The sequence below is a fragment of the Nonomuraea sp. NPDC004580 genome (genome assembly GCF_040609855.1).
Lineage (GTDB): Bacteria > Actinomycetota > Actinomycetes > Streptosporangiales > Streptosporangiaceae > Nonomuraea > Nonomuraea salmonea.
In genome coordinates, this window is sequence record NZ_JBEXLH010000100.1 from 1 (window position 1) to 20,265 (window position 20,265).

At 72.3% G+C, this 20,265-nt stretch carries 18 protein-coding genes; 13 read left to right on the plus strand and 5 right to left on the minus strand.

The window, feature by feature from the left end; all coding sequences use genetic code 11:
• Window positions 1–32: 32 nt before the first annotated feature.
• From ABZW11_RS44560 to ABZW11_RS44580, 5 genes are read left to right on the plus strand one after another with little or no spacing between them, the layout of a single operon-like run.
• Entirely contained in the window at window positions 33–1,019 is a 987-nt protein-coding gene (locus tag ABZW11_RS44560; RefSeq protein WP_355432090.1) for an iron ABC transporter permease, read from the plus strand.
• Window positions 1,016–1,789, plus strand: a complete 774-nt coding sequence (locus tag ABZW11_RS44565; protein ID WP_355432046.1) for an ABC transporter ATP-binding protein — start codon at window positions 1,016–1,018, stop codon at window positions 1,787–1,789. The genes ABZW11_RS44560 and ABZW11_RS44565 overlap by 4 nt, the downstream gene beginning before the upstream one ends.
• Window positions 1,786–2,445: an adenosylcobinamide amidohydrolase gene (locus ABZW11_RS44570; RefSeq protein WP_355432048.1), complete on the plus strand. Its 660-nt coding sequence runs from the start codon at window positions 1,786–1,788 to the stop codon at window positions 2,443–2,445. Before ABZW11_RS44565 ends, ABZW11_RS44570 begins: the two co-directional genes overlap by 4 nt.
• A 45-nt stretch (window positions 2,446–2,490) precedes the next feature.
• The gene (locus ABZW11_RS44575) at window positions 2,491–3,078 is read left to right on the plus strand and encodes a Uma2 family endonuclease (protein WP_355432051.1); all 588 of its coding nucleotides are present in this window, start codon (window positions 2,491–2,493) and stop codon (window positions 3,076–3,078) included.
• Between the two features lie 26 nt (window positions 3,079–3,104).
• Window positions 3,105–3,614, plus strand: a complete 510-nt coding sequence (locus tag ABZW11_RS44580) for a Uma2 family endonuclease (protein ID WP_355432054.1) — start codon at window positions 3,105–3,107, stop codon at window positions 3,612–3,614.
• Here the strand turns inward: ABZW11_RS44580 and ABZW11_RS44585 are convergent.
• Together ABZW11_RS44585 and ABZW11_RS44590 are read right to left on the minus strand one after the other, a co-directional pair.
• On the minus strand, window positions 3,577–5,262 hold the full coding sequence (locus ABZW11_RS44585; protein ID WP_355432093.1) for a hydantoinase B/oxoprolinase family protein: 1,686 nt from the start codon (window positions 5,260–5,262) through the stop codon (window positions 3,577–3,579). The two genes, ABZW11_RS44580 and ABZW11_RS44585, sit on opposite strands and share 38 nt — an antisense overlap.
• A complete protein-coding gene (locus ABZW11_RS44590; RefSeq protein ID WP_355432057.1) occupies window positions 5,262–7,259 on the minus strand; it encodes a hydantoinase/oxoprolinase family protein in 1,998 nt (665 codons plus the stop codon). The genes ABZW11_RS44585 and ABZW11_RS44590 overlap by 1 nt, the downstream gene beginning before the upstream one ends.
• A gap of 105 nt (window positions 7,260–7,364) precedes the next feature.
• On the opposite strand from ABZW11_RS44590, the gene ABZW11_RS44595 reads away from it, so the two are divergent.
• From ABZW11_RS44595 to ABZW11_RS44620, 6 genes are all read left to right on the plus strand, one after another.
• The gene (locus tag ABZW11_RS44595) at window positions 7,365–8,831 is read left to right on the plus strand and encodes a zinc ribbon domain-containing protein (RefSeq protein WP_355432060.1); all 1,467 of its coding nucleotides are present in this window, start codon (window positions 7,365–7,367) and stop codon (window positions 8,829–8,831) included.
• Window positions 8,831–10,462 carry a serine/threonine-protein kinase gene (locus ABZW11_RS44600; protein ID WP_355432063.1) on the plus strand — a complete coding sequence of 544 codons (1,632 nt, stop codon included), beginning with the start codon at window positions 8,831–8,833 and terminating at the stop codon, window positions 10,460–10,462. The genes ABZW11_RS44595 and ABZW11_RS44600 overlap by 1 nt, the downstream gene beginning before the upstream one ends.
• A 79-nt stretch (window positions 10,463–10,541) precedes the next feature.
• Complete coding sequence (locus ABZW11_RS44605) at window positions 10,542–11,198, plus strand: response regulator transcription factor (RefSeq protein ID WP_355432066.1); 657 nt, start codon at window positions 10,542–10,544, stop codon at window positions 11,196–11,198.
• 89 nt (window positions 11,199–11,287) lie between these two features.
• On the plus strand, window positions 11,288–13,351 hold the full coding sequence (locus ABZW11_RS44610) for a DUF6421 family protein (RefSeq protein WP_355432068.1): 2,064 nt from the start codon (window positions 11,288–11,290) through the stop codon (window positions 13,349–13,351).
• Window positions 13,348–13,977: an SDR family NAD(P)-dependent oxidoreductase gene (locus ABZW11_RS44615; protein ID WP_355432071.1), complete on the plus strand. Its 630-nt coding sequence runs from the start codon at window positions 13,348–13,350 to the stop codon at window positions 13,975–13,977. Before ABZW11_RS44610 ends, ABZW11_RS44615 begins: the two co-directional genes overlap by 4 nt.
• On the plus strand, window positions 13,974–15,032 hold the full coding sequence (locus tag ABZW11_RS44620; protein WP_355432074.1) for a low specificity L-threonine aldolase: 1,059 nt from the start codon (window positions 13,974–13,976) through the stop codon (window positions 15,030–15,032). The genes ABZW11_RS44615 and ABZW11_RS44620 overlap by 4 nt, the downstream gene beginning before the upstream one ends.
• Before the next feature lie 5 nt (window positions 15,033–15,037).
• On the opposite strand, the gene ABZW11_RS44625 is transcribed toward ABZW11_RS44620, so the two are convergent.
• Both ABZW11_RS44625 and ABZW11_RS44630 read right to left on the minus strand, forming a co-directional pair.
• Window positions 15,038–16,441: an NAD(P)/FAD-dependent oxidoreductase gene (locus ABZW11_RS44625; RefSeq protein ID WP_355432077.1), complete on the minus strand. Its 1,404-nt coding sequence runs from the start codon at window positions 16,439–16,441 to the stop codon at window positions 15,038–15,040.
• 5 nt (window positions 16,442–16,446) lie between these two features.
• Complete coding sequence (locus ABZW11_RS44630; protein ID WP_355432080.1) at window positions 16,447–17,076, minus strand: DUF305 domain-containing protein; 630 nt, start codon at window positions 17,074–17,076, stop codon at window positions 16,447–16,449.
• Window positions 17,077–17,209: 133 nt separating this feature from the next.
• Between ABZW11_RS44630 and ABZW11_RS44635 the strand changes: the two genes are divergently transcribed.
• Window positions 17,210–17,920 (plus strand): DUF3105 domain-containing protein, encoded by a 711-nt coding sequence (locus ABZW11_RS44635; protein ID WP_355432083.1) that lies wholly within the window; start codon window positions 17,210–17,212, stop codon window positions 17,918–17,920.
• A 6-nt stretch (window positions 17,921–17,926) separates the two neighbouring features.
• Here the strand turns inward: ABZW11_RS44635 and ald are convergent, their stop codons facing one another.
• On the minus strand, window positions 17,927–19,042 hold the full coding sequence (ald, locus tag ABZW11_RS44640) for an alanine dehydrogenase (RefSeq protein ID WP_355432085.1): 1,116 nt from the start codon (window positions 19,040–19,042) through the stop codon (window positions 17,927–17,929).
• A gap of 163 nt (window positions 19,043–19,205) precedes the next feature.
• On the opposite strand from ald, the gene ABZW11_RS44645 reads away from it, so the two are divergent.
• A complete protein-coding gene (locus ABZW11_RS44645) occupies window positions 19,206–20,174 on the plus strand; it encodes an excalibur calcium-binding domain-containing protein (RefSeq protein ID WP_355432088.1) in 969 nt (322 codons plus the stop codon).
• Window positions 20,175–20,265: the final 91 nt, after the last annotated feature.

The window sequence follows — 20,265 nt, forward strand, 5'->3', positions numbered from 1 at the left end:
GCGCCCGGCCCGCGCGGGCGCGGCCGCTCTGGATCGCCGGGGCGCTGGTCCTGCTGGCCGGATGCATGATCGCCGGGCTGCTCGACGGAGCCGCCGACATCTCGCCCTGGCAGGTCGTGCTCCAGGTCGCGGACTGGCTGCCGTTCACCCACGTCGACTCGGGGCTGGCCCCGGTCGAGCAGGGGCTGCTGTTCGAGCTGCGGCTGCCCAGGGTGCTGGTCGCCGCCGTCGTCGGCGGGCTGCTCGCCATGGCGGGAGCCGGGTACCAGGGCGTCTTCCGCAACCCGCTCGCCGACCCGTACCTGCTGGGCGCGGCCGCCGGGGCAGGGCTGGCGGCGACGGCCGCCATCGTGCTGCTGCCGGCCGCCAGCGTGCCCGTGGCCGCGTTCGCGGGGGCGGTGGGCGGGGTGTTCCTGGCGTACACGCTGGGCAACACCGCGGGACGCAACGGCGGCACCGCCACGCTCGTCCTGGCCGGCGTCGCGGTCACCTCGTTCCTCACCGCGATCCAGACGTTCCTGCAGCAGTTCGAGGTCGAGAAGCTGCAGCGCATCTACGCCTGGATCCTCGGCGACGTCGGCGGCGGATGGGACCAGCTCCTGCTCGTCCTGCCGTACGCCGCCGTCTCCGCCGTCCTGCTCCTGCTGCACGGGCGCATGCTCGACGTGCTGTCCGTGGGCGACGAGGAGGCGGCGGGGCTCGGCGTACGGGCCGGGCGGGTGCGCTTCGTCGTGCTGCTCGCCGCCTCCCTGGCCACCGCCGCGGCCGTCGCGGTCAGCGGGCTCATCGGGTTCGTCGGCATCGTCGTCCCGCACGTCGTGCGGCGGCTGGCCGGCGGCTCGTACCGGATCGTGCTGCCGCTGTCGCTCATCGGCGGCGCGGCCTTCCTGGTGGTGGCCGACCTCGTCGCCCGCACCGTGCTCGCGCCCGCCGAGCTGCCGATCGGGGTGGTCACGATGTTCGTGGGTGCGCCGTTCTTCGTCGCCGTCCTGCGCATGACCAGGCGGGTGGTCACGTGATCGGGGCACGCGGACTCACCGTACGGCTCGGTGAGCGCGAGGTGCTCTCCCAGGTGGACCTGCACGTGCGGCGCGGCGAGTGGACCGCCGTCATCGGGCCCAACGGGGCCGGCAAGTCCACGCTGCTCAAGGCCGTCATGGGGCTGGTCGCGCACCGGGGCAAGGTCACGCTCGGCGGGCGGCCCGCCGCCGCGCTCAAGCCGCGCGAGCGGGCCAGGCTCGTCGCGTACGCGCCCCAGACGCCCGCCCTGCCGCCCGACATGACGGTCTTCGACTACGCGCTGCTCGGGCGCACGCCGTACATCCCCTACCTGGGACGCGAGAGCGGGCACGACCGGGCCGTCGCCGAGTCCGTCCTGGAGCGGCTCGACCTGAGCGCGCTCGCGATGCGGCCGGTCGGCGAGCTGTCCGGCGGCGAGCGGCAGCGCGCCGTGCTGGCCAGGGCGCTGGCGCAGGAGGCGCCCGTGCTGCTGCTCGACGAGCCCACCACCGCGCTCGACCTCGGCCATCAGCAGCAGGTGCTGGAGCTGGTCGATCGGCTGCGCCGCGCCGACGGCCTGACCGTCGTCACCACCCTGCACGACCTCACCGTCGCCGGCCTGTACGCCGACTCGCTCCTGCTGCTCGCCGAGGGCCGCGCCGCCGCCACCGGCGAGCCCGCCGCCGTGCTCACCGAGGAACTCGTCGGACGGCACTTCGACGCGCAGGTCAACATCGAGCCGGGTCCCGACGGGCGGCCTGTCGTGCATCTCGTCAGGGGGAGATCATGAAGCTCACCTACCGCGTCGAGGAGGGCGCCAGGCTGGGGGCACTGCTGTGGGAGTTCGGCCCCGGGTGGCGGATGATCTCCTCCGCGCTGCTCGGCGGCGGCATCGGCGAGCGCGAGTGGGTGCTGAACGCCCAGGTCGCGGCCGGGTACGCGCGCATGGACCCGGCCGACCACCTCATCTCGCTCGGGCCCTCCCGCGGGGCCGGGGTCGGCATGATGACGGCCGCCTCCGTCGACCGGTACGTCCGCGCCACCGACGGCGGCGTAAGGGCCTGGGCCACCGTCGGCCTCCGCGTCCCCACCTGGGCCGCCGCCCCCGAGGGCCACCAGGACCCGGAGCTGGCCCCCATCCGCGTCGGCACCATCAACATCGTGGTCGCCCTGCCCGTCGCCATGACGGACGCGGCCCTGGTCAACACCGTGATGACGGTCACCGAGGCGAAGACCCAGGCCATGCTCGAAGCCGGCTTCGCCGGCACCGGCACCGCCTCGGACGCCGTCTGCGTCGCGGCCCGCGCGGACGGTCCGCAGGAGCTGTTCGGCGGCCCCCGCTCGGACTGGGGCGCCCGCGTGGCCCGCGCCGTCCACACCGCCGTATCACGCGGCGCCGAAGCGTGGCGAGACCATCACTCAAGGTCAGCTTTTTCGGGTAAGTAGCATGTGCATGAGGGTCTGACTCCCGATACTGAGTGGGTGACCGCAATGGCGACGATCGAACCGGCCAAGCACGTCGCGCGGACCGAGGCGCTCAGCGCGCCGTTCACCGTCGACGACCTGCTCGAGATCCCGGACGACGGGTTCCGATACGAGCTCTTCAACGGGAGCCTGCTAGTGAGTCCTGCCCCCACCCCCCGGCATCAGCGGGTGATCACGAGGTTGCTGCTCATCCTGCAGACGGCGGCACCGCCGGATCTGGAGTGCCTGACGACCGTGAACGTGCGGGAGAACGACGAGAACTGCTACATCCCCGACCTGGTCGTGGTGCCGGAGAAGGTCTCCGAGCGGGTGAATCTCATGTACTCCCCGCGTGACCTGCTCCTCGCCGCGGAGGTGGTCAGCCCCACCAGCAGGACGCAGGACAGAGCGGTCAAGACGGCGGCCTACGCCGAGGCCGGAGTGCCCGTCTACTGGCGGATCGAGCCGGCCGAGGGGCCGGCCGTCTACGTCTACGAACTCGACGGGTGCTCCTACGCCGAACCGTCGATCCACAAGGCGGGCACCACCGTCACGCTGTCCTCCCCGTTCCCGGTGAGCTTCGACCCGGCCCAGCTGGTGGACCTGCGGGCGTGAGGCCGGCGGCAGGAGCGGCGTTCACCGTGGACGACCTGCTCGAACTTCCGGACGACGGATGTCGCTATGAGCTGTTCGCCGGGAGCCTGCTGGTGGGGCCCGTGCTCACCCCGATCCACCAGGCCACGGTCTTCGCGCTGCAACGGACCCTGCACGCGGCCAAGCCCGCTGACCTGACAGTGCTCTCCGCGGTCGGCGTGCGGGCGAGCGAGAGCGACCTCTACATCCCCGATCTCGTCGTGGTGCCGAAGGCCGCGGCGAGGTCGGCTGAGCCGATGGTCCGGCCGGAGGACGTGCTGCTGGCGGTGGAGGTGGCCGGTCCCGGCACTGCGGCGGTGGACCGGCATCTCAAGAGCGCCGCGTACGCGGAGGCGGGTGTCCCTGCCTATTGGCGTCTTGAGTCCGCGTTGCACGTCTATCGCATCGATGGCGACCTTTACGGCGAGCCGGCCGTGTTCAGGGCCGGTGCTCAGGCACGTCTGTCGGAGCCTTTCGCCGTCAGCTTCGATCCTGGTGAGCTGAGCGAGTTTCCGTGAAGCCGTAGTCCTGTGCGGCGCCGCTCGGTGTGATGTGGCCGGTGGTGAGGTCGGTGGTGATGGCGGACGTGTCGCGGGTGGTGGGTGGGCCGAGGCCGGCGCCGCCGGTCGTTTCCACGATGAAGGCTTCTCCCGCCGCGAAGCGGACGTTGTTCGCCTTCGAGGGGAGGCGTTCTACGGTGCCGTCCTTGCGGCGGCGGTAGAAGCCGCCCACCCGGCCCGGTAGCCCGCCGTCGCGGCCCGGGGGCGGGAGGCGGAGGCGGTCGCCCCGGGTGGTGACGTGGCAGTCGGCCAGAAAGCGGTAGACGGTGCGGGAGCCGAGGCCGCCGCGGTAACGGCCGGGGCCGCCCGAGTCGGGGACGGTCTCGATGGACTCCACGATGATCGGGCAGCGGCTCTCCACCGGCTCGGCCTGGGGCACCGAGTTGCGGCCGATGCCGAAGTGCACGCCGGTCGCGTCGGGCCCGTCCAGGCCGCGCCGGGCGCCGGCGCCGCCGAAGTCGTACGACAGGTGGATCCAGTACGGCGCCCCGACGGCCGCGATCGAGAACGGCTGCAGGATCCCGCCGGCCGCGACGGCACGCTCGGGCACCGCGTCGGACAGCGCCTGGAAGACGGCCTCCATGGCGGCGTAGACGGGCACGTACCGGCCGCCGCAGGGGTAGGGGGAGCGGGCGTTGAGCAGGCTGCCCTCGGGCAGGTGCACGTCGATGGCGCGCAGGCAGCCGTCGTTCATGGGGATCGCTGGGTCGAGGAAGCAGCGGACGGCGAACACGGCGGCGGCCAGCGACTGCGACGCGGAGGCGTTGATGGCGGCGGGGACCTGCGGGCCGGTGCCGGTGAAGTCGAGCCGCGCGGCCCCGTCGCCGAGGACGACGGCCACCCGGATGTGATGCGGTTTCCCGGGATCGATGCCGTCGTCGTCGATCGGGTACGCCGCCTCCCACCGCCCCGAGGGCAGCTCCGCGAGCGCCGCCCTGGTCCGCGCCTCGGTGTGGTCGAGGTAGTCGTCCACGCCTTCGGCCAGGCCGCGCACGCCGTACTCGGTGATCAGCGCCTCCAGGCGGGTCGCGGCGACGGCGGTGCCCGCCACGAGGGCCCGTACGTCGCCCACGACCTTGCCGGGGGTGCGGCTGTTGGCCCGCAGGATGGCCTCGATGGCCGGGTCGAGGCCGTCGCGGGTGGCCAGGCGCACCGGCGGGAGCTGGAGGCCCTCCAGGAAGATGTCCGTGGCCAGCGGGGCCATGCCGCCCGCCGAGAGGCCGCCGAGGTCGGAGACGTGGATCATGGTGGCGGTGAGGTACGCGGGGACGCCGTCCACGAAGACCGGGCGGTAGACGAGCAGGTCGTTGGTGTGGACGCCGCCCCGGTAGGCGTCGTTGAGCGCGTACACGTCGCCCGGTGTCATGGTCTCGGGCGGGAAGTCGCGCAGCAGCTCGGGGAGCGCGACCTTGAGCGCCATGCTGTTCATCAGCGTGGTGGCCATGGAGTGGGCGATCAGCCGCCCCCGTACGTCGAGGATCGCGGCCGAGGCGTCGGAGCCCTCGACGATGAACGTCGAGTACGCCGACCGCACGACCACGATGCCCGCCTCCTCGGCGGCGACGACGAGCGCGTTGCGCAGCACCTCGGCGGTCAGGGGGTCCATCACGGCTCGCTCCTCCTGGTGAGGTGGACGGCGCGGGTGCCGGTGAGTGTCGCGGTCCAGCCGGGCGGCACGACGATGGTCGACTCGGCGTCCTCGACGATGGCGGGACCACTGAGCACGCCCCCGAGCGTCTCCCTGGTGTGCACGGGCACCTCGGCATGACCCCCGCACTCGGGAAAGTACGCCCGCCGCGAGCCCGGCGCCCCACCCGTCGTCGCCACGGGCTCTTCCGCGCTCTCCATGGGCGGGGGTGGCACGGTGACGCGTACGCGGTAGCTGACCAGTTCGATCTCGCCCCGTTGCGCGATCCCGTACACCTCCTCGCAGCGCCGCGCGAACCGTGACTCCAGCGTGGCGCGGTCGGCGGTCCAGGGGATGGTGAGCTCGTGCGCCTGGCCGCGGAAGCGGGCGTCGACCGAGCGGGTCACGGTGGCGGCGGCGAGCGGGACGTCCAGGTCGTCGGCGGCGTCGGCGGCGAGCGCGGCGAAGACGGCCTCCGGGTCGGGCGCGTCGAGCCGGGTCAGCACCCGGTCGGCCGACAGCGCGCCCGCGAGCAGCCCGGCCGCCGAGGCCACCCCGCAGTACGGCGGCACCACCACGGTCGCGATCCCGAACCGCTCCGCCACCCGCGCCGCGTGCATGGGCCCGGCCCCGCCGGAGGCGACCAGCGCGAACCCGCGCGGGTCGATGCCCCGCTGCACGGTGACCACGTGCACCGCCGACGCCATGGAGGCGCTGACGATCGTGTGCACGGCGTACGCCGCCTCCTCCCGCGAGACCCCGAGCGGCCCGGCGAGCCGGTCCAGGGCGGCTCCGGCGAGGCCGGGGGAGAGCGGGATGGACGCCGAGGACAGGTAGCCGAGCACGAGGTTCGCGTCCGTGACGGTCGGCTCGTCCCCGCCCAGGCCGTAGCAGGCGGGCCCGGGGGAGGAGCCGGCCGAGCGGGGCCCGACGCGCAGCGCGCCCGCCGGGTCGAGCCAGGCCACGCTGCCACCGCCCGCTCCCACCTCGGCCAGGTCGATGGCGGGCGTCTTGATGGGCACGCCGGTGCCCGCCCGCCGCCCGCCGAAGCTGCCCTTGCCGCCGACGTGGAACTCGTGCGTGATCTCCGGCCGCCCGCCCCTGATGACGCAGGTCTTGGCGGTGGTGCCGCCCATGTCGAACGAGATCGCGTCGGCGAACCCGGCCCCGGCCGCCGCCAGCACCCCGGCGGCGGGCCCCGACTCGATGGTGGCGACCGCCCGCCGCGCGGCCAGCTCGGCGGAGAGCACCCCGCCGCCTGACTCCATCACGTGGACGGGCGCGTGGATCCCGATGCCGGCCAGCCGCTCGCGCAGCCGCGACAGGTACGCCGCCATCAGTGGCCCGACGTAGGCCGAGACGATCGTGGTGGTGGCCCGCTCGTACTCGCGGATCTCCGGCCAGACCTCGGAGGAGACGACCACGTTCTTGACCGATTCGCGCAGGATCGCGGCGGCCTGCCGCTCGTGGGCCGGGTTGGCGTAGGAGTGCAGGAAGCACACGGCGACCGACTCGATGCCGCGGGCGGCGATCTCGGCGGCGGCGCGGCGTACCGAATCGGGGTCGAGCGGCGTGAGCACCTCGCCGCGGGCCGAGACGCGCTCGGTCGCCTCGAAGCAGTCGCCGGGGGAGACGGGCGGGGGCGGCGGGGTGAAGCGGAGGTCGTAGCGGTCCTCCTCCACGCGGGCGTACCGGCCGAGCGGGATCGTGGCACGAAAGCCGCAGGTCGTGACGAACGCTACGCGCACCCCTGTGCGTTCCAGCACCGCGTTGGTGGCCAGGGTCGTGGCGTGCACCACCCGCGTGACCTGGGCGGGGTCGCTCCCCGCGAGCGCGCGCGTAACGCCGGTGACGATCCCCGCGATGGGGTCGTAGTGGGTGCTCAGACATTTGGCCACGGAGATCGAGCCGGACGTGCTGCGAACGACCACGTCGGTGAAGGTGCCGCCGACATCGACGCCGATCGTGATGCCCATTCAGGTACGTTATGTCCCCGAGCAAGCGCTTGTCTACGTAGCGGTCTATTGACTTACGGCACCTGATTGGGACGCTGGTCCTAGTCGTGCGTTTGGAGCGGAGAGATGGCGCGCTTCAGAGCCCTTGCCGGTGGCATCGCGGTGGCGGTGGTCCTCATCGCACTGCCGGCGTCGGCGCACGAACATCCGAGCGGGATCACCGACCTGGTGAGCCCCGCCGTCGTACGCCTCGAGGCCGTCTCCCATGTGGAGATCACCCTGCTCGACCACGTCGGCGAGCTCAAACACGTGGAGCGGTCCTACGACATCCCGTTCGCCGCCGGGACGGGCACGGTCATCAGCCCCGACGGCACGATCGTCGCCCTGCGCCGGCTGGCCGTGAACCCCGACGACGTCGCGGTCTACGCCGCCAACAAGATCTTCGCGGAACACCACAAGGTCAAGATCCCCGCCGACCACAAGAAGCACCGCCTCGACGACGACATACTCGACCGCCACCTCCAGCAGTGCTACACGCCCGAGAGCGACACCGCCACCTGCATCATCGACGTCACCACCGAGATCACCGCCTTCCCGAACGTCTCACCGGCCAGCCCCGACGGCTTCAAGGTCAAGTGCATCAAGGCAGGACCCGAACCCGACTCCCCGGCCGTCCTGGTGCCGGTGACCCCGTCCGCCGGCGGCGTCGGCATGCCGACCGCGCCGCTCGCCGACAAGGTGCCCGATCAGCCGGGCGCGCCCACCAACGTGGCGGGCTTCCTCGGCCGCCCAGGACCGAAGGTCACCCACACCGTCGAGATCGCCCACCTCGGCAAGGGCGGCGCGGCGGGCGACGGCGGCCGGCCGTTCGCCGATCCCGACAACAAGGTGGACGAGCCGGTCAAGCTCGGCGGCCTGGCCGACAAGGGCATGGTCGGCGCCCCCGTGATCGGCGACAAGGACGGCCACGTCATCGGCCTGCTGGTCGGCGGCGGCAAGGAAGGCCGGATGATCGGCGTCAGGGAGGTCACCGGCATCCTGGCCGAGGCCAAGGTCGTGCCGCGCAGGGGCGCGATCGACACGGCCTTCGAGGCCGCGCTCACCCGCTACCACACGCAGTACTACACCGAGGCCGCGCCCGGCTTCCAGCGCGTGCTGGAGCTCTATCCGGGCAACGTGGTGGCCGCCGAGCTGCTGAAGACCTCGCTGGCCAAGCGGGGCGGCCCCGAGGACCAGGGCACCAGGCGCACGACCGCGCGGCAGATGGAGCCCTCGTCCCCGTTGTGGCCGCTGATCCTGGCCGCCGCGATACTTTTCGCCGCCGCCGGCGGCGGGGCGTATCTGCTGTGGCGCCGCCGCACTCCTGAAATACCGACAGAACCGCCACAGCCCCTGGCGGCCGGCCCACCACTCGACCAAGGCTCCGACCAGACCGTGGTCGTGCGGCGGTCCCAGCCGTTCCACGTGGTCCCGCAGCAGCAGCAGGTGATGACCGCGCCCGACCCGGCGTTCAAATACTGCACCTCGTGCGGCATGAGACTCGGCCCGGCGCACCGCTTCTGCGGCTACTGCGGCCACCCCATCGAGACGTGATGCCATTGAACGAAAGATCGCTCATCGGCCAGGAGGTGGCCGGGTACTACATCGAGGACATCGTCGGCAAGGGCGGCATGGCCGTCGTCTACCTGGCGCTCGACCCCAGGCTGAGCCGCCGCGTCGCTCTCAAGATCCTCAACCCGGTGCTCAGCGTCGACGACAGGTTCAGGCAGCGCTTCATCCTGGAGTCCAGGACGGTCGCCAGCATCGAGCACCCCAACATCATCCCGATCTACGAGGCCAACGCCGACGCCGACGGCGTGCTCTACATCGCCATGCGCTACGTCGACGGCCTCGACCTGCGCCGCCTCATCCACGACCGCGGCCCGCTGCCGCTCGGCCCGGCCAACCAGATCTTCGCCCAGACGGCCGCCGCGCTCGACGCCGCGCACGCCCACGACCTCATCCACCGCGACGTCAAACCGGCCAACATCCTGCTGGCCGGCGACCACGTCTACCTGACCGACTTCGGCATCACCAAGCACCGCTCGTCCATCTCGGGGCTGACGCAGACCGACCAGTTCATCGGCACGCCCCGCTACATGTCGCCCGAGCAGATCAACAAGGAGCACATCGACGGCCGCTGCGACCAGTACGCGCTGGCCTGCGTGGTCTACGAGGCGCTGTCGGGGCGGCTGCCGTTCCAGCGCGAGAACGACATCGCGCTGCTCTGGGCCCACCTGGCCGAGCAGCCGGTGCCGCTGTCGCAGATCAGGCCCGAGCTGCCGCCCCAGGTGGACGCCGTCATGAGCAGGGCCCTGGCCAAGTCGCCCGAGCAGCGCTACGCCACGTGCTCGGAGTTCGTGGCCGCCCTGCGGGACGCGATCAGCGGCCCGGCGTACGACCCGTACGGCGGGCCGGGCTCGGGGCCGCACCTCATCCCGAGGCCCAGCCCCAGCCCGCACTCGGGCCCGCATTCCGTGCCGTCGTTCGCGGCCCCCGCCCCCCGTGCCACCGCGACGGCCGGACCGGCCACGGGGCCCGGCGCCGCTCCACCCACGAGACCCGCCGCCGCCAGGAAACGGCCGGGCCGGCTCCCTGTCGTGGTGGCCACGCTGGTCGCCGCGGTGGCCGCGCTCGCGCTCGTCGCCGTCGTCATCATGAACAACCGCGGCGAGACCTGGACCCGCTACAAGACCAGCGCCGCCGCTCCGCTCACGTTCGACTACCCGGGCGACTGGACCGTCCGCACCCACCAGGACCTCTTCGCCGTCGCCTCGCCGCACGCACCGGAGCTGGAGCAGCTGTTCGTGGCCGGTCCAGGCGCCGACTGGTCGCGCATCGCGGAGATCTTCGACGACGACCCCGAAAGCCTGTCCGGCGTGTACGTCCAGGTCTCCGACACCCTTGACGCCAGCGGCACGTCCGAGCTGATGAAGCCCAAGATGGAGGCCCTGCTGCCGGGCCTGGTCGACCTCGGCAAGCCGGTGCTCGACCAGGCCGGCAACAGCCCGGCGACCCGCTTCGACGGCTCGCTGCACGATCCCGGCACCGGCACCAGACTGGGCTTCGTCAGCTACGTGATCGACCGCGAGCCCAAGACCATGCTCGTCATGTACTTCTGTCCCCGCACCACCTGCGACGACGCCGTCCAGGCCCGCATCAGGCAGAGCGTCCACGTGCCCTGACTTGGAACCCGCTTGCGACCGGCTTGGCACGCCCGTCCGGCGGGTGTTCAGGGGGACGCCCGGCGTCTACCCTCCGCCTGTGGGCATTCGCATCGTGATCGCCGACGACCAGGCGATGGTCAGGGCCGGGCTGCGCATGGTCGTCGAGAGCGACCCCGGCATGGAGGTCGTCGGTGAGGCCGCCGACGGGCGGCAGGCCGTCGCCGTCGCGCGGCGCACCCGGCCGGACGTCGTCCTCATGGACATCTCCATGCCGCGCCAGGACGGGCTGTCGGCGGCCAGGGAGCTCCTCGGCGCGCCGTCGCCGCCGAAGATCATCACGCTCACCACGTTCGACACCGACGAGAACCTCTACGCCGCGCTGCGCGCCGGCACCAGCGGGTTCCTGCTCAAGGTGTCGCCGCCCGAGCAGCTCATCGAGGCCATCAAGGTCGTGCACGCCGGTGACGCGCTGCTCGACCCGGCCGTGACCAGCCGGGTGATCGCCACGTTCGCCGGGCGGGCCGAGCCGGTGTCCTCGCCCGCGCTGGACGAGCTGACGCCGCGCGAGCTGGAGGTGCTGCGGCTGATGGCGCGCGGGCTGACCAACGCGGAGATCGCCGGGAAGCTGTACGTCGGCGAGGCCACGGTCAAGACGCACGTGGCGCGGGTGCTGATGAAGCTGTCGCTGCGGGATCGGGCGCAGGCGGTCGTGTTCGCGTACGAGACGGGCGTCGTACGGCCGGGAGCCGCGTAAGTGTCTCGCCATTCGGGAGGGATTGGCGGAGCATACGAGAGGTGTGTGTATATTTTTCGGCATAAGGCGGTAGATACAGGAGATATTTCATGCAGTCGTTCCCCCGGGTGCTGTTCGACGAGGCGCACAGTGAGTCGTGGACCATCCGCCGCGAGCTGGCGGAGGCCGTCAATCCCGCCCATCCCGACGACACGAGCTACGCCCGCGCGGCCGGGCTGCTGCGGCACCTGGGGCACACCGTCGCCGCCCACACCGGAGGCCCGCTCGACGCGGAGACGCTGGCCGCCCAGGACGTCCTGGTGATCGCGCACCCGTCGGACCCGCGCTGGGAGCGCACGACCGGCCACGGAAGCCCGGTCTTCACCCCGGCCGAGCTGGACGCGATCGAGGCGTACGTCGGCGACGGCGGCGGCCTGGTGGTGCTGGCCGAGGAGGAGCAGGACAAGTACGGCAACAACCTCGCCGACCTGCTGGCCCGCTTCGGCGTGCGCGTGGAGCACACCACCGTGCGCGACCCGGGTCACGCCTACCGCGGCGTGGCGACCTGGGTGTCGGCGGAACGCTCCACGGGCTCGGGACTGCTGGCCGGCGTGCGTACGGCCTGCTTCTACCGCTCAGGCGTGCTGAGCGCGGAGAACGCCGAGGTCCTGTTCAGCAGCTCGCCGTCGGCCGCGCCGGCGAACGCGCCGCTGGCCGTCGCACTGCGGCACGGCAAAGGCCGGGTCGTCGTGTTCGCCGACTCCGACCTGTTCGGCGACGACTCGATCGAGGACCACGACCACCGCAGGCTCTGGGGCAACGTGATCACCTGGGCCGCCCGCGTCCCCGGCGACGAGGCCGGCCGCGCCGAGCGCGACGAGGTCAAGGCCGCGACGTTCGCCCGGCTCAAGGAGGCCGTGGAGGAGCTGCGCCCGCTGCAGGTCAAGGACGGCTCGGTGCCCGATGAGCACAAGGAGCGGGCGGGCGAGCTGGTCGCGGCCGTCGCCGAGCGGGTGGCCGGCCTCGCCCCGTACTTCCCGCACGACGCCGCCTACCTCCAGGCCGTGCGCGACGACCTCGCCAAGTGGGCCGCCCAGGGGCTCGGCGTGCCCGACTTCCTCGACTCGCTCGACCTGTTCCACCCCGACACCCAGCGCGAGGACGGGCTGGAGCACCTCGTCGTCTTCCCCATGTACACCCAGAACGGCAACCCCAACAGGAACCTGGAGGCCGTCTGGATCCGCACGATCTGGCCGGGCTGGCTCGCCGAGCTGGAGGCGGGCGGCTACGACAACCCGATGTTCGTGCCGATCGCGTTCGAGGACTTCACCTCCGGCTACGACACCCACTCGGCCGTGCTGTTCCCCGAGACGGTCGCCGTGCGCACCGCCCCGGCCCGCTTCACCTGGGGCGGCATCTTCGCCGACCGCGAGGCCGCGCGCTTCCGCCGGGTCGCCAAGGCCGCGACCGAGACGCTCAGGCTCGACCTGCCGCCGGACGCCGAGCGGCTGCTCGACTCCCAGCGGCTGGCCCAGGACACGTACGTGCTGTGGGACCTCGTCCACGACCGCACCCACAGCCACGGTGACCTGCCGTTCGACCCGTTCATGATCAAGCAGCGGATGCCGTACTGGCTGTACTCGCTGGAGGAGCTGCGCTGCGACCTGACCGCGTTCGGCGAGGCCGTGCAGCTGGAGCGGCGCGGGGTGCCGTACGCCCGGTACGTCCAGCTCGCGATCCTGTTCGACCGGCTGTTCCGCTTCCCGATCACGGGGGAGCGGGTGCGCAACTACGACGGGCTCGGCGGCCAGCTGCTCTTCGCCTACCTGCACCGCAACGACATTGTGCGCTGGACCGACAACCGGCTCTCGATCGACTGGGAGCGGGTCGCCATCGGCGTCGCCGACCTGCGCGGCGAGGTGGAGAAGCTCTACCGCGACAGCATCGACCGGTCCAAGCTGGCGCACTGGCTGGCGGCGTACGAGCTGGTCACGGCGTACGTGGCCCCGCACCCCGCCTCGACCTGGGCCAAGGGGATCACGGCGCTGCCCGAGGAGCAGAAGGCCAAGGTGGACGCGGTGCTGCCGGACGAGTTCCCCCTGAGCATGTTCTACGAGGCCCTGCGCCGTAAGCTGGCGGACGTGGTCGAATCGACTAAGGGGCTCCGCGCATGATCATCCTGGTGACCGGGGCCGGTGGCCCCACCGGCGCGGCGGTGTCGGCATATTTCCGCAACGGCGGACACACCGTCATCGAGGTCGGCAGGAAGGACTGCGACCTGCTCGACCGCGCCGCCGTCAACGAGCTGGCCGCCCGCGTCGAGCGTGAGCACGGCCGGGTCGACGGCGTCGTCCACCTGGTGGGCGGCTGGCGCGGCGCGCCCTCGTTCGCCGAGACCAGTCTCGACGACTGGAACGACCTGCACGATCTGCTCATCCGCACGCTCCAGCACGTGTCGCTGGCGTTCGAGCCGCTGCTGCGGCGCAGCGCCAACGGCCGGTTCGTGATCGTCTCCGCCCGGGCCGCGCAGGCGCCCGAGGCCGGCGGCGCCGCGTACGCCGCCGCCAAGGCCGCGGCCGAGGCGTGGACGCTCTCCCTGGCCGACGCGCTGCGCGGCACCCGCGGCGCGGCCGTCATCCTCGTGGTGAAGGCCCTGGTCAACCCCGCCATGCGGGCGGCGAAGCCGGAGGCGAGGTTCGCGGGGTTCACCGACGTCGACGACCTGGCAGCGGCCATCGGCGGCCTCTACGACCGCCCGGCAGAAGAGATCAACGGCACCCGATTGGACCTCACCTCTTGATTCCCCGGCACGACCCCCGGCTCAAGGCGTTCGGCAGCGACAACTACGCCGGGGTGCACCCCGACATCCTCCAGGCCATCGCCGCGGCCAACGGTGGCCACCAGGTCGCCTACGGCGACGACGTCTACACCGAGGCGATGCGGCAGGTCTTCCAGCGGCACTTCGGCGAGACGGCGCGGGCGTGGCCGGTGTTCAACGGCACCGCCGCGAACGTCGTCTCCCTGCGGGCCATGACCGCGCCCTGGGAGGCGGTCATCTGCGCCGAGTCCGCCCACATCAACACCGACGAGGGCGGCGCGCCCGAGGTGGCGGGCGGCATCAAGCTGCTGACCGTGCCCACGCCCGACGGCAAGCTCACGCCCGAGCTGATCGACCGGCAGGCGTGGGGGTTCGGCGACGTGCACCGCGCCCAGCCGAAGGTGGTCTCGGTGTCCAACGTCACCGAGCTGGGCACCGTCTACACGCCTGACGAGCTGGCCGAGGTCTGCGCGCACGCCCACGGGCTCGGGCTGACCGTGCACCTCGACGGGTCGCGCCTCACCAACGCCGCGGCGGCGCTGGACGTGCCGCTGCGGGCGCTGAGCACCGACGCCGGCGTGGACGTGCTCTCCTTCGGCGGCACCAAGATCGGCCTGCTGTACGGCGAGGCGGTCGTCGTGCTCAACCCTGACGCGGCCACCGGCGTCGACTACCTGCGCAAGACGTACATGCAGCTGTCGTCGAAGATGCGGTTCGTGTCCGTGCAGTTCGAGGCGCTGCTCTCCGGCGACCTCTGGCTGCGCAGCGCCCGCCACGCCAACGCCATGGCCCGGCGGCTCGCCGCGGCCGTCGAAGGCGTCCCAGGGGTGCGGCTGAGCAGGGCCGTCGAGGCGAACGCGGTCTTCGCCGTGCTGCCCGCCGACGTCGCCGACCGGCTGAGGAAGCGCTTCCGCTTCTACACCTGGGACGAGTCCAGGGGCGAGGTGCGCTGGATGTGCGCGTTCGACACCACGGAGGAGGACGTGGACGCCTTCGCCGCGGCCCTCGCAGAGGAAGCCGCCGCCTCGCCCTCCTGACCTGGTCAGGGCCGCAGGGCCAGGCGGGCGGCCTGCCAGCCGCCCATGCCGTGCACCCCGGGACCAGGCGGCGTGGCCGACGAGCACAGGAACACCCCCGGCAGCGGGGTGCGCCACGGCGCCGGGGACCAGACCGGGCGGCGGACGAACTGGCCGAGGCTCGCGAGCCCGCCCGAGATGTCGCCGCCCACCAGGTTGGCGTCGGCCGTCTCCAGCGCGGCGGGGCCCATCGCGTGGCGGGCCAGCACCCGGTCGCGGAAGCCCGGCGCGTAGCGCTCGATCTGCGCCTCGATGGCGTCGGTCATGTCCCTGGCCGAGCCGTTGGGGACGTGGCAGTAGGCCCACAACGTGTGGCCGCCGCGCGCCGGGTCCGCCGTGTGCGGCTGGACGAGCAGCACGTACGGGCGGGGCGAGTGCCGCCCGGCGGCCGTCTCCGCCTCGCTCAGCGCGATCTCCTCCAGCGTGCCGCCCAGGTGCACCGTGCCCGCGCCCGCGACGGCGGGATCGCGCCACGGCACCGGGCCGTCGAGCGCCCAGTCCATCTTGAACACGCCTGGCCCGTGGCGGTAGCGGGCCAGCCGCCGCCGGTAGCCGCCGGGCAGGTCATCGGTCATGGCGAGGAACTGCCGGGGCGTCACGTCGAGGACGACGACGGGCGCGTCGAGCTCGGCCAGCAGGCGTACGCGATGGCCGCTCACCGCCTCACCTCCGAGCGCCCGCAGCTCGGCCACCAGCGCGTCGGCCAGCACCTGAGACCCGCCGCGCACCACCGGCCACCCCACGAGGTGGGCCAGCGAGGCCAGCATGAGCCCGTAGCCCGCGGTGAGCGGCGCACGCAGGTCGAGCAGCGAGTGCGCCGCCATGCCGGCCAGCAGCGCCCGCCCCTCGGCCGTACGGAACGCCGTTCGCGCGAACGTGGTCGCCGGCAGCGCCGCGACGGCGCCGAAGGCGGCCGCCCGTACGAACGCGGACACCGGCAAGGACCTCCACGGGCCCAGGGGTTTGAGCAGCAGCTCGGCGAGGGGGAGCCCGCCGCGGGACACCGCGCCCGCGGTCGCCAGCCAGGCGGGCCCGTCGCGGCCGAGCCCCCGCGCCGTCCGCCGCACGTCGCGGTGCACCAGCACGGCGGGCCGGTCGTCGAGCGGATGGGCGGCGGGCAGCGGCGGGTGCGCGAACTCGACCCCCTTGAGCCCCAGCTCACGGAACGCCGGCGAGGCCAGCGCCATCGCCATCACCGTCGCCCCCACGTCGTGGACGCGCCCCGGCAGCGTCAGCTCGGCGGACCGCAGCCCGCCGCCGAACCGGTCGGCCGCCTCCAGCAGCGTCACCCGCAGCCCGGCGCGGGCCAGCAGGACGGCGGCCACCAGCCCGTTGGGCCCCGACCCCACGACGACCGCGTCAGGACGCATCGCGCCTACTGCGGCTTCAGTATCGAAGGCAGGGGCTGGGCGCCCCGCTTGGCGAGCAGGTCGGTCATCAGCTTGATCTCCCCGGTCTGCCCGTCGATGATCTTCTGGGCCATGCCGACGACCTCGCTGCGCGTGGACAGCTGCCGCAGCCCCTCGGCCATCTGCACCCCGCCCTCATGGTGGCGGATCATGAGCTGCAGGAACAGCACCTCGGCCTGCTGCCCCTGGGCCTGCTTGAGCCGCGTCAGCTCCTGCGTCGAGGCCATGCCGGGCATCAGGCCGCCCTGCAGGCCGGGCGCGGCGGCGGCGTTGTGGCCGTGGCCGCTCATCCAGGCCATCGGCCGCTGGTCGGTGGCCTGGCTCAGCCCCCACTGCTGCAACCAGCCGAGGAACATGCCCCGCTGGTTGGCCTGGGTGTTGATGATGTCGAAGGCCAGACTGGAGATCTCTTTGGCGGGCCCCTTGTCCCTGATCGTGAACGCCATGTCGACGGCCTGCGCGTGATGCGCGGCCATGTCGCGGGCGAACCCGGCCTCGGGGGAGGTGTCGCCCGGCGTGCCCGAACGACCGAACAGCAGGAACGCGGCCGCGGCGAGCACCAGCACACCGCAGACGATCAGGACGGGTTTCCTCACGGGCTTTTCCATGGCCCGTCCAGCGTACCCACCTGCGCGCGGAGCTGTGATCGCATGCTTATGCGCGCCTTATTCTCCACATACGCCCGGAGGGCATAGGGTGACCCGGAGTTGGTACGCCGATGGAGGAACGATGACGAAGGAGAAGGCGCAGGCGCGGCGCGAGCATCTGCAGAAGATGCGGGCCGAGCAGCGGCGTAAACAGCGCCGCGCGGCGCTGCTCATGTGGGGCACAGGCGGGCTCATCATCGTGGTGCTCGTCGGCGTGGTCGGCTTCTACCTCGTCAAACGCGCCCAGGAGACCTCGCTCGACGCGGTGACGAGCGTCAAGTACGACGCCGGCCAGCACGTCTGGAACACGGTCTCGTACAAGGAGACGCCGCCGGTGGGCGGCGAGCACAACAACTACTGGCAGCAGTGCGCCATCTACGACAAGCCGATCCACAACGAGCACGCGGTGCACTCGCTGGAGCACGGCGCGATCTGGATCACCTACCGCCCCGACCTCGCCAAGGCCCAGGTCGACAAGCTCAAGCAGGTCGCGGGCTCGACGGGCCAGCAGGACTACATGCTGATGAGCCCGTTCCCCAACCTGCCGGCGCCGATCGTGGTGTCCTCCTGGGGCCACCAGCTCAAGCTGACCGACCCGGCGGACCCGAAGCTCGTGGCGTTCATCAAGCGCTACCAGAACGGCCCGGACACGCCTGAGCCCGGCGCCACCTGCGGCGGCCCCGACGCGATCACCACGACCGCCGACCAGGCCCCGCTGCCACCCGAGCCCACCGGCCAGCAGCAGACGCCGATGGAGACCCTGGCGCCGTCGCCCAGCGAGTCCCAGCAGTAGGCGGCTTCACCCCAGCACCTCGTCGAGGGCCGTCCACTCCAGCCCGTGCGCCTGCGCGACCGGGCGGCTGGTGAGGCGGCCCTCGTGCGTGTTCAGGCCCAGCGCGAGCGCGGGGTCGGCGCGCATCGCCCGCTGCCAGCCCTGGTCGGCGATGGCCAGCGCGTACGGCAGCGTCACGTTCGTCAGCGCGAACGTCGAGGTGTGCGGCACCGCCCCCGGCATGTTGGCCACGCAGTAGAAGATCGAGTCGTGCACCCGGTACGTCGGCTCCTCGTGCGTGGTCGGCCGCGAGTCCTCGAAGCAGCCGCCCTGGTCGATGGAGACGTCCACCAGCACCGAGCCCGGCTTCATCCGGCTCACCAGGTCGTTGCTCACCAGCTTCGGCGCCTTCGCGCCCGGCACCAGCACCGCGCCGATGACCAGGTCGGCCTCCAGCACGGCCCGCTCGATCTCGAACGTGTTGGACGCCACGGTCTGGCAGTGCCCCTGGTAGATGAGGTCGGCCTGGCGCAGCTTGTCGATGTTCTTGTCGAGCAGCAGCACCTCGGCCTGCATGCCGAGGGCGACGGCGGCGGCGTTCATGCCGGACACCCCGGCGCCGATCACCACGACGTGCGCCGCGTGCACGCCGGGCACGCCGCCCATCAGCACGCCCCTGCCGCCCGACGAGCGCATCAGGTGGTAGGCGCCGACCTGCGCGGCCAGCCGTCCCGCCACCTCGGACATGGGCGCGAGCAGCGGCAGCGCGCCGCCCGGCGCCTGCACGGTCTCGTACGCGATGGCGGTGCACCCCGACTCCAGCAGCGCCCGCGTGCAGCCGCGCGAGGCGGCCAGATGCAGGTACGTGAACAGCGCCTGCCCCTTGCGCAGCCGGTGGTACTCCTCGGGCTCCGGCTCCTTGACCTTCATCACCAGGTCGGCCTCGCCCCACAGGTCGTCGGGCTCGGGCACCAGGACGGCGCCCGCCGCGGTGTACTGCTCGTCGGGAATGGCGGACCCGGCACCCGCGTCGCGCTCCACGAACACCTGGTGCCCGTGGCGGACGAGCTCGTGCACCCCGGCCGGGGTCAGCGCCACTCGATACTCGCTGTTCTTGACCTCTCGCGGCACTCCGACCTTCATCGCGCAACTCTTTCGCCGAACGTGCGATCCTGCCCCCATTCTTGCTCCCTTCCCCCGGTTCGGCGTGGAACATCCGCTTGATTACCCCGGTGTGGCTTCCTCTCGATAGGCTCACCGGCAGCCCGACCCGTCAGAATGGGCCGTCAGGATGGGAACGTCATCGATGGACAAGCCGGAAGAGCCGCCGATCGCGGATCCGGGGGAGCCGAGAGCCAGCAGACTCACCACCATCGTGCTGATCGCGTCGCTCGTCCTCGTCGTGCTCGTCGCGGGCGTGCTCGGCACGGTCGCGGTCCTGATGACGCAGAACCCTGACACGCCGCTGTTAGGCGGCAAGCCGCCGCAGCATCTCGCGGTGCCGATTCACTTCGCGCCCGTCACCGAGACCAAGCCCGCGCCCTGCCCGGGCGACCCCGCCGTGCTCGACAGCGCCCAGACCACCTGCTACCTGCTCGAAGACGGCATCACCGTGCAGTCGGTGCAGCGCGTCGAGCCGCTGCGCGAGCGCGACGGCCAATACTCCGTCCGCATCGCGGTCGCGCCGGCGTTCAAGGAGCGGCTGATGGAGCTGGTCGACGAGCTGGCGCTCGACCAGCGGCAGGTGGCGATCGTGCTGGCGCCCGAGCAGGCCGACCAGCCCAAGACGGTGCTGGCCGCGCCCATCGTCACCCAGCCGATGGAGGGCGACAGCGTCAGCATCGCGGGCTTCACCAAGGAGGACGCCGAGTCGCTGGTGGCCCGCATGCTCGGCGGCTCCCCGACCGGCGCCCCCACGGACCCGGCGTCCCCCGGCGCGACGAACCCCGGAGCGACGAACCCCGGCGCGACGAACCCCGGCACCCAGCAGCAGACGCCGCCTGGGACGCAGCAGACGCCTTCCGGCACCGCTCAGCCCCAGCCCGGCACGAACCAGACGCAACCGGGTCAGACCCAGACCGGCACGGGCCAGACCCAGCCCGGCGCCCAGCGGACGGGCGTCTCGGGCCGGGTCCCCGACAAGCGCTTCCCGAGCTGCAAGGAGGCCGTGGCGGCCGGCTACGGCCCCTACCACAAGGGCCGCCACGAGGAGTACGCCTGGTACACCGACCTCGACGGCAACGGCGTGGCCTGCAACAGCGCCGACATCCGCTAGGAGCCTTCTGAAGATGTTGCTGGTGTGATGGAGCGGGGGTTGAAGGTGCGGGGCTTAAGGGGCCGGGGGTTGGGCCTTCCCTCGGGTTGCT

Bases quoted from the DNA above. Each gene is read 5' to 3' on its own strand.
- ABZW11_RS44570 (WP_355432048.1), top strand. From the start codon at position 1,786: ATGAAGCTCACCTACCGCGTCGAGGAGGGCGCCAGGCTGGGGGCACTG.
- ABZW11_RS44575 (WP_355432051.1), top strand. From the start codon at position 2,491: ATGGCGACGATCGAACCGGCCAAGCACGTCGCGCGGACCGAGGCGCTC.
- ABZW11_RS44585 (WP_355432093.1), bottom strand. From the start codon at position 5,262: ATGGACCCCCTGACCGCCGAGGTGCTGCGCAACGCGCTCGTCGTCGCC.
- ABZW11_RS44590 (WP_355432057.1), bottom strand. From the start codon at position 7,259: ATGGGCATCACGATCGGCGTCGATGTCGGCGGCACCTTCACCGACGTG.
- ABZW11_RS44595 (WP_355432060.1), top strand. From the start codon at position 7,365: ATGGCGCGCTTCAGAGCCCTTGCCGGTGGCATCGCGGTGGCGGTGGTC.
- ABZW11_RS44600 (WP_355432063.1), top strand. From the start codon at position 8,831: ATGCCATTGAACGAAAGATCGCTCATCGGCCAGGAGGTGGCCGGGTAC.
- ABZW11_RS44610 (WP_355432068.1), top strand. From the start codon at position 11,288: ATGCAGTCGTTCCCCCGGGTGCTGTTCGACGAGGCGCACAGTGAGTCG.
- ABZW11_RS44615 (WP_355432071.1), top strand. From the start codon at position 13,348: ATGATCATCCTGGTGACCGGGGCCGGTGGCCCCACCGGCGCGGCGGTG.
- ABZW11_RS44625 (WP_355432077.1), bottom strand. From the start codon at position 16,441: ATGCGTCCTGACGCGGTCGTCGTGGGGTCGGGGCCCAACGGGCTGGTG.
- ABZW11_RS44635 (WP_355432083.1), top strand. From the start codon at position 17,210: ATGACGAAGGAGAAGGCGCAGGCGCGGCGCGAGCATCTGCAGAAGATG.
- ald (WP_355432085.1), bottom strand. From the start codon at position 19,042: ATGAAGGTCGGAGTGCCGCGAGAGGTCAAGAACAGCGAGTATCGAGTG.
- ABZW11_RS44645 (WP_355432088.1), top strand. From the start codon at position 19,206: ATGGACAAGCCGGAAGAGCCGCCGATCGCGGATCCGGGGGAGCCGAGA.